Origin of the sequence: Dolomitihabitans soli, from assembly GCF_022213955.1 — a bacterium.
GTDB lineage: Bacteria > Actinomycetota > Actinomycetes > Streptosporangiales > Streptosporangiaceae > Streptosporangium_A > Streptosporangium_A soli.
Genome location: NZ_JAKNTW010000018.1, coordinates 217,074 through 230,431 on the forward strand (window position 1 = coordinate 217,074; position 13,358 = coordinate 230,431).

The following is a 13,358-nucleotide window of genomic DNA, read 5'->3' on the forward strand; positions in this document are numbered from 1 at the left end:
CGATGGCACTCGCCTTCACCCATGCCAAGTACCAGTTGCTGGAAACCGCCCGGATCCCGATCGCGATCGTCGGCAGCGCGTTCTTCCCCGCCGCGGCGATGCTGTTCTTCGTGGTCCCCTTCGCCGGAGACCATCCCGTCGGCGCGACCATGGCCACGGCCTCGATGATGATGTTCGCGGTGATGTCCACGTCGCTGTTCACCTTCGGGGTGGGCGTCGCCGAGGACCGGGCCCAGCCGTGGGACCCCTACCTCCGCACGCTTCCCGCCGGAGCCTTCCCCCGGTTCGCCGGGCGCATCCTGAGCGGGCTCGCCGTGATGGCCGTCTCGCTGGTGCCGGTGCTGCTGATCGCCGCGTTCCTGACCAAGGCGTCGGTGACCGTCGGCGGGCTGCTGCTCGGCCTGGCCGCGCTGGCCCTCGGCTCGGTCCCGTTCACCCTGCTCGGGCTGTTCGTCGGCTACGTGATGCCGACGAAGGCCGCCGTCGCGGTGGTACAGGTGATCTTCTTCCCGATGGCGGTGGGCGGCGGCCTGCTGACCTCGCCGGTCGACCCGCCCGCGTTCATCGCGGCGATCGCGCCCTACCTGCCGAGCCGTGGCGCGGTCGAGCTGGTCTGGGCGGCGGTGGGCGACTTCTCGCCCAGGCCGATCACCATGGTCATGCTCGCGGTGTGGACCCTCGCGGCGGGCGCCGCGGCGGTCTGGGGCTACCGCCGCGACGAGGGCACCCGCTTCGCCTGAGCCCTCACACAGCCTCACGGCAGGGGCTCCACAACTGCGTTTCACGACAGGAGCTTTACCCCGAAACCGCGACAGGGGTCCTCCGACGAAGGATGTGCCGCCGGCTCCGCAGCGATGCCGGCGACACATCCGGTCCGGTGGTCACTCACCGGTCTTCTCGGTGAGCGTGACCTGCACGGTCGCCGTACGGCCGTCGCGCACATAGGTGATCGTGACCTCGTCGCCCGGTTTGAAACCTCGCACCGCGCCGACGACCGTGGCGGCCTCCTCGACGGTCCGCTCGTTCATCTTGGTGATGAGATCGCCGACGCGCAACCCCGCCTTCTCCGCCGGGCTGCCCTGGGTGATCTGCCCGACCAGTGCGCCCGTCGTCTCGCCGGTGGCGTCCTGGAGGCTCACCCCGAGCTGGGCGTGGGTCGCCTTGCCCACGGTGATGAGCTGTTCGGCGATCTGCCGGGCGGTTTTGATCGGGATCGCGAAGCCGACGCCGATGTTGCCGTCGCCGCCGGCCGTGAGGATCACCGTGTTGATACCGATGACCTGCCCGGCCGCGTTCACCAGCGCGCCACCCGAGTTGCCGTGGTTGATCGCCGCGTCCGTCTGGATCGCGCCGCCGATGGTGGTCACCTCGTCCTGTCCCTGCTGTCGCTGCTGCTGTTGTTGCGGCTGCTGCTCCTGCCCCAGGCCCGGCGGGAGCTGCTGCTGCGGCTGCTGCTGGCCCTGTCCCAGGCCCGGCGGGAGTTGCTGCGGCTGCTCCCCGCCGACGGTCACCGTACGGTCCAGGGCGCTGACGATGCCGGACGTGACGGATCCCGCCAGGCCGAGCGGGCTGCCGATGGCCAGCACGGAGTCGCCGACCTTGAGCGCGTCGCTGTCACCCAGCGTCGCCTTGGTCAGGTCGGACACGCCCTCCGCCTTGATGACCGCGATGTCGGTGGCCGGGTCGGTGCCCTTGACCGTGGCCTGCGCGGTCTTGCCGTCGCTGAACTTCACGGTGAGCTTGCCGCCCTGCCCGGCCAGCTCGGCGACGTGGTTGTTGGTCAGGATGTAACCGTCCGCGGTGAGCACGACACCCGACCCCCCGCCCTGCGTCGCGCTCACCGAGACCACCGAAGGCTGTACGGCCCGCGCCACGTCGGACACCGTGCCGGTGTTCGCGACCGGGCTGAACACCGGACTGGTGGCCGCCACGGGCCGGTCCTCTCCGAAGGACGTCGCGACGAAGGCCCCCGCGGCCCCGCCGCCGAACGCCATCGCGGCCAGGGCCAGCCCCACCACCGCCTTCTGCCGGCCCGTGAAGCCGTGCTTGACCGCGACGCCGGGCACGGCGTGCACGGCGGTGACCTCGGCCGCCTCCGGCGGAGGAGGGAAGGCGGCCGTCTCCGGCGGGCGCGGGAAGGAGCCCTGCTCCGGCGGCCTCCCCCCGAACTGCGTCCACCCGCCCTGCTCGGCCTGCTCCCCAGCCTGGTCGCCTGCCTGGTCACCGGCCCTGTCGTTGCCTCGGTCGTTCTCGCTCATGCCCATCCCCATCCGTCGTCGCTGTCTACAGCCTGGCAAACGACCGATAAGACCCGTCTAAGCACCTGATCACGATCGCTTCGCCAGGCTGACACGGGCCTTATCCTCCGTGGTCAGCGGCTGCCACACGGTCGAAGAAAGAGACGCTGACCGGCCAGGACATCCCCGTCGAGCAGCCGTGACGACGGTCATGAATCGTCTGGCGGGAGGTGGGTGGGGATCGGGCGAATCGGTGAGGCGAGTGCCCGATGGAGGCTCCGGTAGCCGCCGAGCCGACCGGAGGTCAGCCGCCGGCGGGCCAGTACTCGTCGCGCAGCAGTCGTTTGTAGAGCTTGCCGGTCGGGTGGCGGGGCAGTTCGTCGCGGAAGTCGACCGACTTGGGGCACTTGTAGTGCGCGAGCCGGGCACGGCAGTGCTCGATCAGCTCGGCGGCGAGGGCGGGCCCCGCCTCTTCCGGGTCGGCCGCCTGCACGACGGCCTTGACCTGCTCGCCCATCTCCTCGTCCGGCACGCCGAAGACGGCCACGTCGGCGACCTTCGGATGGACGGCGAGCAGGTTCTCCGCCTCCTGGGGATAGATGTTCACCCCGCCTGAGATGATCATGTATGAGCGCCGGTCGGTGAGGTAGAGGAAACCCTCCTCGTCCAGGTGGCCGATGTCGCCGAGCGTGCTCCAGCCACGGCCCAGCGGGTCGCGGGACGCCCTGGTCTTCTCCGGGTCGCCGTGGTATTCGAAGGTGGGCGCCTCGGAGAAGTAGACCGTGCCGTGCTCACCGGGCGGCAGGTCGGCGCCCTCCTCGTCGCAGATGTGCACGGTGCCGAGCAACGGCCTGCCGACGGTTCCCTTGTGGGTGAGCCAGTCCTGCGGGCCGACATAGAGGAAGCCGTTGCCCTCGGTGCCCGCGTAGTACTCATGGATGATCGGGCCCCACCACTCGATCATCTGCTCCTTGGCCGGCACCGGGCACGGCGCGGCGGCGTGCACCGCGCACTCGAGGGACGACAGGTCGTAGGCCGCCCGGGTCGCGGCCGGCAGCTTGAGCATCTTGATGAACATGGTCGGCACCCACTGGGAGTGGGTCACCCGGTACCGCTCGATCAGTGCGAGCGCCTGCTCGGGATCGAACCTCTCCATCACCACGATCGTGCCGCCGAGCCGCTGGAAGCTCATGCAGTAGCGCAGCGGGGCCGCGTGGTAGAGCGGGGCGGGCGAGAGGTAGACGGAATCGGCCGACGGGGCGAAGAGGAACTCGATGAGCCGCAGCAACGTGCCCGGCTGGTCCATCGGCGCCAGGGACAACATGGGCTTGACCCCTTTGGGCCTGCCCGTCGTGCCCGAGGAGTAGAGCATGTCCATGCCCTGGCACTCGTCGTCGATGGGCGTCGTGGGATGGACGGCCACGGCCTTCTCGTAGGAGTCGAAACCGGGGGCGGTGCCGTCCAGCATCAGCCGCAGCCCGACCTTGGGGGTGTCGCCGGTGACCGAGGCGGCGACCTCCGCCAGCCGTACGGAGGAGATGAAGACCCGCGCCTCGCAGTTGTCGACGATGTAGGCCAGCTCGGCGGTCTGCAGCCGGGTGCTGATCGCGGTGTAGTAGAGGCCGGACCGGTGCGCCGCCCAGGCCACGACCAGGAACATCGGGTGGTTCTCCAGCATGAGGGCGATGTGGTCGCCCGGCTGCAGGCCCGCGGCCCGGAACAGGTGCGCGAGGCGGTTGGACTCCTCGTCCAGCTCGCGGTAGGTGACGATCCGCCCGGTCTCCGCCATGATCACGGCTGGTTTGTCCGGCGTCTGTGCAGCGATCGCTCCCGGATGCATACAACCGAACGCTACTCGGTTAGGGGTCCGCTGAGAAGTCACCGGGCGGTGATCGCCGCCGTCGTCGCCCCGGTGACCAGGATCAGGTCCGCGGACGCCAGCTCCAACTCCAGGCCGTGCCTGCCGCTGGAGACGTACACGCTCACCGGCGCGGCGATCGAGGCGTCCACGACCACCGGGAGGTACGGCAGGGCGAGCGGGCTCATCACCTCGCTCGCCGTCGCCCAGCCCAGACGGCTCACCTCGCTCAGCGCGGCCAGCCTGGCGTCGTGCCCGCCGACGGCCTTGGCCAGGGCGGTCACGTCCACGTCGTGCCGTACGGGCAGCACCGCGACGACGGCGCGGTCGTCCACGCGGACGATCACCGCCTTGAGCACCCGCAGCGGGGCCACCCCGAGCTCGTCCGCGATGTCCCTGCGCGATCGCACGCTCGCCGGATCGTGCGCGTAGCGGTGCGGGGTGAACCGGATCCCGGATTTGCGCAGCGTCTTCATGGCGGGCGTCTCACGGACGACGACCCCGGACCTGACCGGCCGCCCCGTGCCGCCGCGGCGTCTGCGGAACTCCTCGTACCTGCCCGTGAAGACGTAGAGGTGGTCGAGCAGGGCCTCGGCGAGCGCGATCGCGTCCTCGGCGTCCTCGCGGACCACCCGTCGCCCGCTCATGTGCGCGGCCTCGTTGCCGACCTCCCGCAGCTCCTCCGCCCAGTCGGCCAGCCTCCCCTCGATGACCCCGCGCTTGCGCAGCTCCCGCAGCCCGTGGAAGAGCGGGCCGCCGGCGACCCCATGGTCGGCGCACACGCCTTCGAGCAGCCGCCGCACGTTGACCAGCGCCATGGTGTACGCCCCCGCGCGCAGGCAGGCCGCCGCCTCCGCCAGTTCCCGCGTCAGCGGAGCCGGGATCGTCTCGGCCGGCGGGCGGCCGGTGACCGGCCACAGCACGCGGGCCCGACGGGGCGGCTGCGTGTCGGGATCGACGTCGGGATCCGGCTCCGGGCCCTCGGGAGCGAGAAAGAGCACCTGGCCGCACAGCTGGCACACGGTCACCGCGAAGGACGCGAGGTCCGGCGGCAGGAAAGCCCGATGCGGCCCGTCGGGCTCGCGGGCGAGAGAGCGGCCTGCGCACCCCGGGCAATCGACATCGAATTTGGCCGCCCAGCGTCCCACAACCGGACGATAAATGAATCACCAAACGGCCTGCAAGGGCGTAACATCCAAGCCGGGGCGGGAGGGCGTGAATGAGGAGCTGGCCGTTCGCCGGGCGAAGGAAAGAGCTCGATCATCTGGTCAGGCTGGCGCGTGACCACACGACCCGCGGAGTCGTGATCGTCGGGGCGGCCGGGGTCGGCAAGACCAGGCTCGCCGGGGAGGTTCTGCGGCAGTTCGCCCCCGACCGGTTCACCGTCCTCAGGATCAGGGCGACCCAGGCCGCGAGCGGCATCCCCAACGGGGCGCTGGCCGACCTGCTCCCCAGAGAGACGCCCCCCGGCAACTCGCTGCGATGGGCCGCGGAGGAGATCGTCGCCCGCGCCCGGGGCCTGCGGCTGGTTCTCGGGGTCGACGACGCGCACCTGCTCGACGGCCACTCGGCCGGCGTCGTGCACTCCCTGGTCGGCTCCGGGCGGGCCCGGATCGTGGCCACCGTGCGCACCGGCGAACCGGCCCCCGACGGCGTGACCGCGCTCTGGCGCGACGACCTGGCCAGGCGGGCCGACATCGGCCCGCTCAGCGACGAGGACACCCGGGCTCTGCTGACGGCGGCGCTGCGCGGCGGCCCCGACGAGGCGACCGTGTTGCGGCTGCGCCGCGTGACCGAGGGCAACGCCCTCTTCCTGCACGAGATCGTCGTCTCCGCGCTCGACTCGGGAACGCTCCAGCTCGTGCGCGGCCTGTGGCAGCTCACCGGCGACACCCGGCTCGCGCCCCGCCTGGTGGACCTGATCCACGACCGGATCGGCACCCTGTCCACCCCGATGAAGGACGTGCTGGAGTACACCGCCTTCGCCGAACCCGTCGGCGCCCGCACGCTCAGCGTCCTGACCTCCGAGGACGCCGTGCTGCGCGCCGAGGATCGCGGGCTGATCAAGGTGGTGGTCGAGCACCGGCGCGAGGTCGCCAGGCTCGGCCATCCGCTCTACGGCGAGGTGGCCCGCGAGCGCTGCCCGGAGCTGCGCCGGCGCCGGCGGCACTCCGACCTGGTCCGCGTCGCCGAGGCGACCGGGCTCCGCCGCCGGGAGGATCCGCTCCGCACCACCGTCTGGCGGCTGGAGAGCGGGCTCGGCGCCGACCCGGAGCCGCTGCTCGCCGCCAGCCGCCTCGCCTGGTCGGCCCACGACTACCCGCTGGCCGTACGGCTCGCGGAGGCCGGGGTCAGCGCGGGCGGCGGCACCGACGCGGCGATCATGCTGGCCAACCTGCTCGACTACGCGCAGCTCCCCGACCGGGCCCGTGCCGTGCTCGACGCGACCCCCGAGCCGCCGGACGAGGCGGCCCGCGCCCAGCTGGCCCTGGCCAGGGCCAGCAACCTGGCATGGGGGAAGAACCGGCTGGCCGACGCGATGCGGCTGCTCGACAGCACCGAGGCCACGCTGCTCGGCCACGAGCAGCGCGGCGAGATCGCGGTGCGCAGACTCGGGCTCGCCGCCTCGGCGGCCGATCCGCGCGGCGCGCTCACCCTCAGCGCGCCGCTGCTCGCCGGGCCGCTCAGCCCCGCGCTGCGCGCCCAGACGCTCAACGCGCACGCGCTCGCCCTGTGCTACGCGGGCCGTACGACGGAGTCACTGGCCTGTGTCGGCGAGGCGCTGGCCGACCTCGGCTCCTGGCGCGACACGATCCCCGCGATCGTCTCGCCGCTGCACTCCACCTGGGCGCTGTGCGGCTTCTTCACCGGCGAGCTGGCCGTCATGGACGAGGCGATCGCCTCCATGGCCGAGGCCGTGTCCGGGCAGCGCGGCTGGTCACGGGGTGAGGGCAGCCTCGCCCTAGCCAGGGGGCACGCGGCCACCCTCCGCGGCGACCTCGACGCGGCGCTCGGCGTGCTGCACTCCCCCGCCCACCACGAGACCGCGCTGACCGTCGGCGGCTGCCTGGGCGCCTACGCGAACGCCCAGGCGTTGTGCGGCGACGGCCGGGCCGCGCTGGAGACCCTCGACGCCGCGCTGGCCCGCAACCGGGCGAGCTGGACCGCCTTCACCCGCTGGGTCGCGCTCACCCGCGTGTGGATCGCCGCCGCCGGCGAGACGAGCACGGCCGCCGGCCTCGCGGTTCAGGTCGCCGGAGACTGCCGCACGGCGGGCCTGCCGGGATTCGAGTTCGTCGCGCTGCACGACGCCGTCCGCCTCGGCCACGCCCAGCCCGCCGCCGACCGCCTCGCCGAACTGGCCGCCGAGCACGAGGGGCCGAGGGTACGGCTGGCCGCGGCCCACGCGCGGGCGCTCGCCGACGGCGACGGCCCCGCACTCCTCACGGTGGCAGGCGACTTCGAGCGCCTCGGCCTGCTGCTGCACGCGGCCGAGGCCGCCGCCCAGGCCGCGGCCACGCTGCACAAGGCCGACTCCGGCCGTACGGCACGGCGGGCCGCAGCCGAGGCGTGGTCGCTGGCCGGCCGGTGCCCGCGCGCCCGCACCCCCGCGCTCCGCCTGCTCGCCGCGCCCGACCTCACCGAACGCGAACTGGAGGTGGCCCAGCTCGGCGCGGCCGGCCGCAGCCACCGCGAGATCGCCGAGCGGCTGCACATCTCCATGCGGACCGCGCAGAACCATCGCAACCAGGTCTACCAGAAGCTCGGCGTGAACAGCGCGGCCGAACTCGCCGGCATCTTCGGCAGGTTCGACGGCGCACCACCCGGCTGATTTCGGGCCGGGACATGTGGATGACCAAGCCGATCGATGAAGCCGGCCGGTCGACCGGGAAGCCGGTCCGGGAGCCGCGTCCCGCCGGATCGAAGAAGGTGATCACACGGCGAGGCCGCCGATCCCCTGGAGGATCGGCGGCCCGGGCGAGAGTGCCGTGCGCTGTCAGGCGGCGCTGTAGATGGTGTTCCAGCCACCGAACCTGCTGGTCGGGCGGTGGCTGTTGCCACGGCTGACCTGGACCTGGATGCGCTCGGCGTCGGTGCCGCTGAACGAGTGGTCGACGGGCCGGCGCTGGCAGTTCTTGAACGACTCGAAGTCGACGGAGCCGTCGAACTTCACGACCTTGAAGGTCTCCCAGGAGCAACGGGAGCGCGAGCTGCCCCATGCCTTCTTGTTGTAGAGGGTGCTGTCGACGGTGAAGTGGTCGGTCTCGACCCACTTGAACTTCCGCACCGTGTGGGTCTTCCTGACCGGCTTGCAGATCTTCTTACCGTTCTTCCACCAGCACTTCTTCTCCCACTTCACGTACTTCTTCGTGTACCACTTCTTGTGCCGCTTCTCCTCGACCGAGACCTCGCCGTTGGCCTTGGCCCGGTGGTCGGCGGAGTAGTAGGAGCCCCACGAGGTGGTGGTGGGGTCGGTGAGAGCCTGGGCTGAGGCCGAGACCGTCGTGTCGGCGCTCGCGGCGACCGGGGCTGCCACAGCGAGCGCGGTGGCCGCCGCGACGCCGAGCAGGATTCGAGTGGCGAATCGCATCGTGCTTCTCCTCGGGACTGAATTCTGAGGGTGTGTGCTGCCCCCTTAATACGCCCGGCGGATTGACATTCGCTTTCGGTTCACTTGAATTCCACTGACCTGCGGTGAGACGAGTGCTTTCCTGCACAAGGAAGCCCACCTGTAACTCAGGCCACCTCGGTCACAAACTCAACCCCGCGCTCGGAGACCGACCCCGTCATTACACGTCGTTGAACTCGCCCGCCCGCACGCCGCCCAGGAATGCGCGCCACTCGGCGGGGGTGAAGATGAGAGCAGGCCCATCAGGGTCTTTACTGTCCCGGACGGCGATGATTCCCGGCAGATTGGAGGCCACTTCCACGCACGTTCCTCCATCACCACTGGACAGGGAGGACTTACGCCATTCTGCGCCACTCAGGTCCATTTAGCCATCACTTCCCTGATCATGCCCAGCGAAAGACTCCGCGGAAACGCCGCAGCTCGCAGAGCGTCATAGCGTCCGACAAGTGCCGTCATGATCTCACGATCTGCCACGGTGAGTCCACGAGGAACGCTTTCGACGTACACACTGCAAGGCGCGCCTCGGAGTTCGGCGATTGTGAAGGATGCCTGGAGACCTACTGCGGACCAGGCCGCGTACGGAAGAACCTGAATGGTCACCCGTGGGTGCTTGGCGATCTCCAGCAGGTGCTGTAGCTGCTCCCGCATCACGTCTGCGTCACCCAATGGGCGATGGAGAACGCCCTCGTCCACGAGGCTCCAGATCATGGGCCCTTTGTCACGAGACAGGATCCCCTGACGATGCATACGGTGAGCGACGCGCTGTTCCACCAGTTCGGGGGTGATTCCCGGCTCATCCTCGAATATTCGGGTCGCATAGGACTTCGTCTGGAATAGTCCGGGGACGAGAAGGGGATCCCAGATCTGCAATGCCGACGCCTGTTCCTCCAGTGCCATGAAGTCGCGGAAATGCGCGGGAGCCGTCTCCCATCTCGTCCTTTTCCACAGGACGCTGAACACGTCTTCTAGCTTGAAGGCTTTGTCGCAGGCGGCGGCGAACCGCTGGTCTGGCTTTCGTTTGAGGGTCTCCACCATGCCCACCGAGCTCACCGACACCGTGAGCCTGCGGGCCAGCTGCGACTGAGTCCAGCCCGCCTGGAGTCGGTGTTCGCGCAGCTCATACGCGAAGCGTGCATATGGAGATTCGTCCGGATTTATCTCGATAGGGTTGGGCACGTCGCGCACTCCCGTCGTCTCACGGAATCCCACCTCACAGAATCACGGTGTCGATATAAGTGTGATGACAGCGTGAGACTATTTCTCGCCCCAAACTACTCCGCCACCGGCACGCTGGAACAGCGAATTCATTATCAGGTGGGGACGGTGACACCGAACGGCACCCTCTTGACTCGCTCGAACCTATCGGCGAGTGTCCATGCGGCCTTCCGGCGGATCGCGGCATGGCGACAATAGGGATATTTCATCATCGAACCCCCAAAAGGCGCGGCTGGGAATCCCGTCAGCCGTGCTCCCAGTCAGGAGTTGGTGTTCGATGGCCGGTGTCGTGGCGCGGACGAGTCACCTCGATCTCAACGCGCATCCGTCGGCGGCGTCCCACGCCCGCGCGCATGTGCGCGCCACATTGACACGCTGGCGACGTGCCGAGCTGATCGACACGGCCGAGCTGCTGGCCGGCGAGTTGGTCGCCAACGCGGTCAAGGCGTCGGGCGGCCTGCTCCGCACCGAGGAGGAGGCCCGTCTCTCGGCGGTCCACGTCTCGATCAACCTCTACCGGCAGGGCTCCGGCGTCGTGCTGGAGGTGTGGGACGCCGACCGGACCCCGCCCGTGCGGCGCGACCCGGCACCCGACGACGAGGGCGGGCGCGGCCTGCTGCTCGTCGAGCTGATGTGCCAGAGGTGGGGATTCCGGTGGCCGATCAGCGGCGGCAAGGTCGTCTGGTGCCTCGTCGGCGAACCACAACCCACCGGAGGGGCCGCAGGCGATCACCCTGAAGGCCGGCGAACTTCGGGGCGCTGAACCGATCCCGAGTCGCCCTCCGGGATCAGCGGGCGTACGGGTCGCGGAGCGGGACGATTCTGGCACTGAAGTCCGCCTTGATCTCCTGGATCTTCGGCCCCCGCCCGTAGAAGCGCCCCTTCGTCTCGCCGTACGGCGTGAGCCATCCGGCGGCCGTCAGCTCGCGCAGGTCGCGTGCGGCCTGCCCGGCGCTCAGACCCTCGTCGGCCTGGTACATCCCGCGTCGCAGCCGGCGGGTGGTGAAGATCTGGTAGAGGGCGGAGACGCACCGGGTGTGCATCCCCTCGGCGTCGACGAGCTGCTCAAGCAGCATCCACACCTCGGCCGCCTCCGCCAGCCGCCGCCGCACCCGCTGCGCCTGCATGTGGTGGCACCGCAGGCAGAACCGCACCCATGACAAGGTGTCGTCGTGAGGGCTCCACGATCCGTCCTGCACCTGCCTCAGCGCACGGTAGTAGTCGACGGTGTTCTCATCGACACCGAGCCACTCCTCGATAGAGCAGAACTCGGGCGTGGTGATCTGGTCCCGGCCGAGCACCAGCGTTTGCAGCGCGCGGGACATCCGCCCGTTGCCGTCGCGCCATGGATGGATCGCGACAAGGTTGAAGTGGGCCATGGCCGCGCGCACATAGCTCGGCGCACCGAGGTCGCCGTCGTCGAGCCACGCGACCAGCTCGTCCATCAGCCCGGCCACGTCGTCCGCGTCGGGCCCCTCGTAGACCACTTCTCCGGTCACCGCGTTGCGCACGTAGATGCCGCCCGGCCGGACGATTCCCGGGGACTTGTCGACGTGGTGCCCGATGACCATGAAGTTCAGCGCGTGCAGCAGGCCCGCGTCGAAGGAGAAGATCTTCGCCTTGGAGAGCAGCCGGATGTAGGTGAGGGCCTGCTGGTAGCCCGCGATCTCCTTCGCGACTCCGGAGGAGACCTCCAGCGGCTCCTCGCCCGACATGATCGACTCGATGTCCTCGACGCTGGCCCGGTAGCCCTCGATCGAGTTCGACCCCTGGATGGCGCGGGCGGTGAGCTGCCGCCTGAGCAGGCCGTCCCAGCGATGCGGCTCGGCGAGCCGGTACTTCAGATCGCGGCGCATCTCCTCGATCTCGCCGAGCACGCTCTGGTCGGTCGGCTCCAGGGCAGGCGTTCCGTACAACATGCCTTCATGACAGCATCTTCGAATCATTTACTCAAGTGACTCAATGATTCGTCCACATATGTCAGGGCCAGATTGGCGCACCCCGTTAGCGTGTGCCACTATCGGAACCAGTAGTTCCGAAACTGGTCGTTCCATAAAGGAGATCGATGTGGCTGTCGCCTATCCCGCAAACGCGACCAGCGCCACTGTTCCCGCACTGCGCCCGGTCGTGTGGGCCGGCCGAATCACCGCCTTCCTCGGCGCGTTGCATCTGGTCAGCACGACCGTCCTGAGCATGGAGCACGTCCCGGCCTGGTTCACCGGGCAGTTGTGGTTCCCCACGAACGCCCTGACCAACCTCACACCGGGGCAGGGCGCCTTCTGGCTGACCATCGGCTCCTTCGGACTACCGCTGCTCACCCTGGGGTTGCTGGTCGACTGGCTGGGCCGCCGGGGAACGATTCCGCCCACGTTCGCCGCCTGGATGCTCGGCGGCTGGGGCACGCTCGGCTCGGCGCTGCTCGAGCCGACACCGTTCATCCTCACCCTGGTACCCGCCGTCATGCTCCTGCGCGCCGCCAGGAAGTCCGCATGAGCACGACCCTGATCACCGACGTCCGCGTCTTCGACGGCGAGCAGGTCCTCCCCAGAGCCGGCGTCCTGGTGCGCGACGGACTCATCGAGACCGTCACGACCAACCCTCTGACCGGCGGGGAGGTGATCGACGGGACCGGGCACACGCTGCTGCCCGGGCTGATCGACGCCCACACGCACACCTTTCCCGGCAGCCTGGCACAAGCGCTGCGGGCGGACCTGCTCCTCGTCGCCGGCGACCCGGTCACCGACATCACCGACACTCGCTCCATCGCCGCGATCTGGCGCCGCGGGGTTCGGCTGAGGAGCGTCTGATCATGGACACACCACGCACTGGACGTCCCCGTGACGAACGCGTCGATGCGGCCATCCTGGCCGCGACCAGGGACGTCCTGACCGAGACCGGGTACGCCCGCCTCACCATGGACGCCGTGGCCGCCCGCGCCGGTGCCGGAAAGGCCGCCATCTACCGCCGCTACGCCACCAAGCAGGAACTGGTCTACGCCGCCACCGTGCACGACCTGGACCTGCGGATTCCGCCCGATACCGGTTCGCTGACCACGGACCTGAAGGCGCTGATCGACGACATCCTCGCCACCATGGGCAGCCCTACCGCGCTGGGCTCGGTGCCCGGCCTGATGGCCGACGTCAGCGCCGACCCCGCGTTGGCCGCCCGCTTCCAGCAGACGTTCGTGGCCCGCCAGCAGGAGTGCATCACCGCCGTCCTGGACCGCGCCGTCCACCGGGGAGAGCTCCAGGACAAGCCCGACCTCGACGTGCTCCACGCCCTGCTGGCCGGGCCGGTGTTCGTCTGGCTGTACCTACTCCGCAGAAGTGAGCGGGACAGCTTCGCCCACGACCTCGCAACCCGCCTGGCCGACGCGGTGACCAAGTGATCACGAGCAAAAGGAATCTCGTGCACCACC

The 13,358-nt window shown here is 69.8% G+C and carries 13 protein-coding genes; 6 read left to right on the forward strand and 7 right to left on the reverse strand.

The features are described 5' to 3' along the window. Positions 1-2 precede the first annotated feature (2 nt). Complete coding sequence (locus tag MBA17_RS29785; RefSeq protein WP_238500043.1) at positions 3-740, forward strand: ABC transporter permease; 738 nt, start codon at positions 3-5, stop codon at positions 738-740. Between the two features lie 141 nt (positions 741-881). On the opposite strand, the gene MBA17_RS29790 is transcribed toward MBA17_RS29785, so the two are convergent. The 3 genes from MBA17_RS29790 to MBA17_RS29800 form a co-directional block, all read right to left on the reverse strand. After that, positions 882-2,258 carry a S1C family serine protease gene (locus MBA17_RS29790; protein WP_238500044.1) on the reverse strand — a complete coding sequence of 459 codons (1,377 nt, stop codon included), beginning with the start codon at positions 2,256-2,258 and terminating at the stop codon, positions 882-884. Positions 2,259-2,541: 283 nt separating this feature from the next. Then, positions 2,542-4,077 carry an acyl-CoA synthetase gene (locus MBA17_RS29795; RefSeq protein ID WP_238500046.1) on the reverse strand — a complete coding sequence of 512 codons (1,536 nt, stop codon included), beginning with the start codon at positions 4,075-4,077 and terminating at the stop codon, positions 2,542-2,544. A gap of 38 nt (positions 4,078-4,115) precedes the next feature. Continuing rightward, positions 4,116-5,243 (reverse strand): DUF4145 domain-containing protein, encoded by a 1,128-nt coding sequence (locus MBA17_RS29800; protein WP_238500048.1) that lies wholly within the window; start codon positions 5,241-5,243, stop codon positions 4,116-4,118. A gap of 71 nt (positions 5,244-5,314) precedes the next feature. Here MBA17_RS29800 and MBA17_RS29805 point away from each other — a divergent pair, with 71 nt between their 5' ends. Next, positions 5,315-7,927, forward strand: coding sequence for a LuxR C-terminal-related transcriptional regulator (locus MBA17_RS29805; RefSeq protein WP_238500049.1), 2,613 nt, complete (start codon positions 5,315-5,317; stop codon positions 7,925-7,927). Between the two features lie 165 nt (positions 7,928-8,092). Here the strand turns inward: MBA17_RS29805 and MBA17_RS29810 are convergent, their stop codons facing one another. The 3 genes from MBA17_RS29810 to MBA17_RS29820 all read right to left on the reverse strand — a co-directional run bounded on the left by MBA17_RS29810 (position 8,093) and on the right by MBA17_RS29820 (position 9,901). Further along, positions 8,093-8,686 (reverse strand): hypothetical protein, encoded by a 594-nt coding sequence (locus tag MBA17_RS29810; RefSeq protein ID WP_238500050.1) that lies wholly within the window; start codon positions 8,684-8,686, stop codon positions 8,093-8,095. 199 nt (positions 8,687-8,885) lie between these two features. After that, complete coding sequence (locus tag MBA17_RS29815) at positions 8,886-9,089, reverse strand: DUF397 domain-containing protein (RefSeq protein WP_238500052.1); 204 nt, start codon at positions 9,087-9,089, stop codon at positions 8,886-8,888. Further along, complete coding sequence (locus MBA17_RS29820; protein ID WP_238500053.1) at positions 9,080-9,901, reverse strand: helix-turn-helix domain-containing protein; 822 nt, start codon at positions 9,899-9,901, stop codon at positions 9,080-9,082. Before MBA17_RS29820 ends, MBA17_RS29815 begins: the two co-directional genes overlap by 10 nt. Before the next feature lie 316 nt (positions 9,902-10,217). Between MBA17_RS29820 and MBA17_RS29825 the strand changes: the two genes are divergently transcribed. Beyond that, the gene (locus MBA17_RS29825; protein ID WP_238500055.1) at positions 10,218-10,703 is read left to right on the forward strand and encodes an ATP-binding protein; all 486 of its coding nucleotides are present in this window, start codon (positions 10,218-10,220) and stop codon (positions 10,701-10,703) included. 25 nt (positions 10,704-10,728) lie between these two features. On the opposite strand, the gene MBA17_RS29830 is transcribed toward MBA17_RS29825, so the two are convergent. Beyond that, positions 10,729-11,859, reverse strand: a complete 1,131-nt coding sequence (locus tag MBA17_RS29830; RefSeq protein WP_238500062.1) for a Fic family protein — start codon at positions 11,857-11,859, stop codon at positions 10,729-10,731. A 148-nt stretch (positions 11,860-12,007) separates the two neighbouring features. On the opposite strand from MBA17_RS29830, the gene MBA17_RS29835 reads away from it, so the two are divergent. From MBA17_RS29835 to MBA17_RS29845, 3 genes are read left to right on the forward strand one after another with little or no spacing between them, the layout of a single operon-like run. Continuing rightward, a complete protein-coding gene (locus MBA17_RS29835) occupies positions 12,008-12,433 on the forward strand; it encodes a DUF6463 family protein (protein WP_238500063.1) in 426 nt (141 codons plus the stop codon). After that, positions 12,430-12,747: an amidohydrolase family protein gene (locus tag MBA17_RS29840; RefSeq protein ID WP_238500064.1), complete on the forward strand. Its 318-nt coding sequence runs from the start codon at positions 12,430-12,432 to the stop codon at positions 12,745-12,747. The genes MBA17_RS29835 and MBA17_RS29840 overlap by 4 nt, the downstream gene beginning before the upstream one ends. 2 nt (positions 12,748-12,749) lie before the next feature. Next, on the forward strand, positions 12,750-13,328 hold the full coding sequence (locus tag MBA17_RS29845; RefSeq protein WP_238500065.1) for a TetR-like C-terminal domain-containing protein: 579 nt from the start codon (positions 12,750-12,752) through the stop codon (positions 13,326-13,328). The last annotated feature ends 30 nt before the right edge of the window (positions 13,329-13,358 follow it).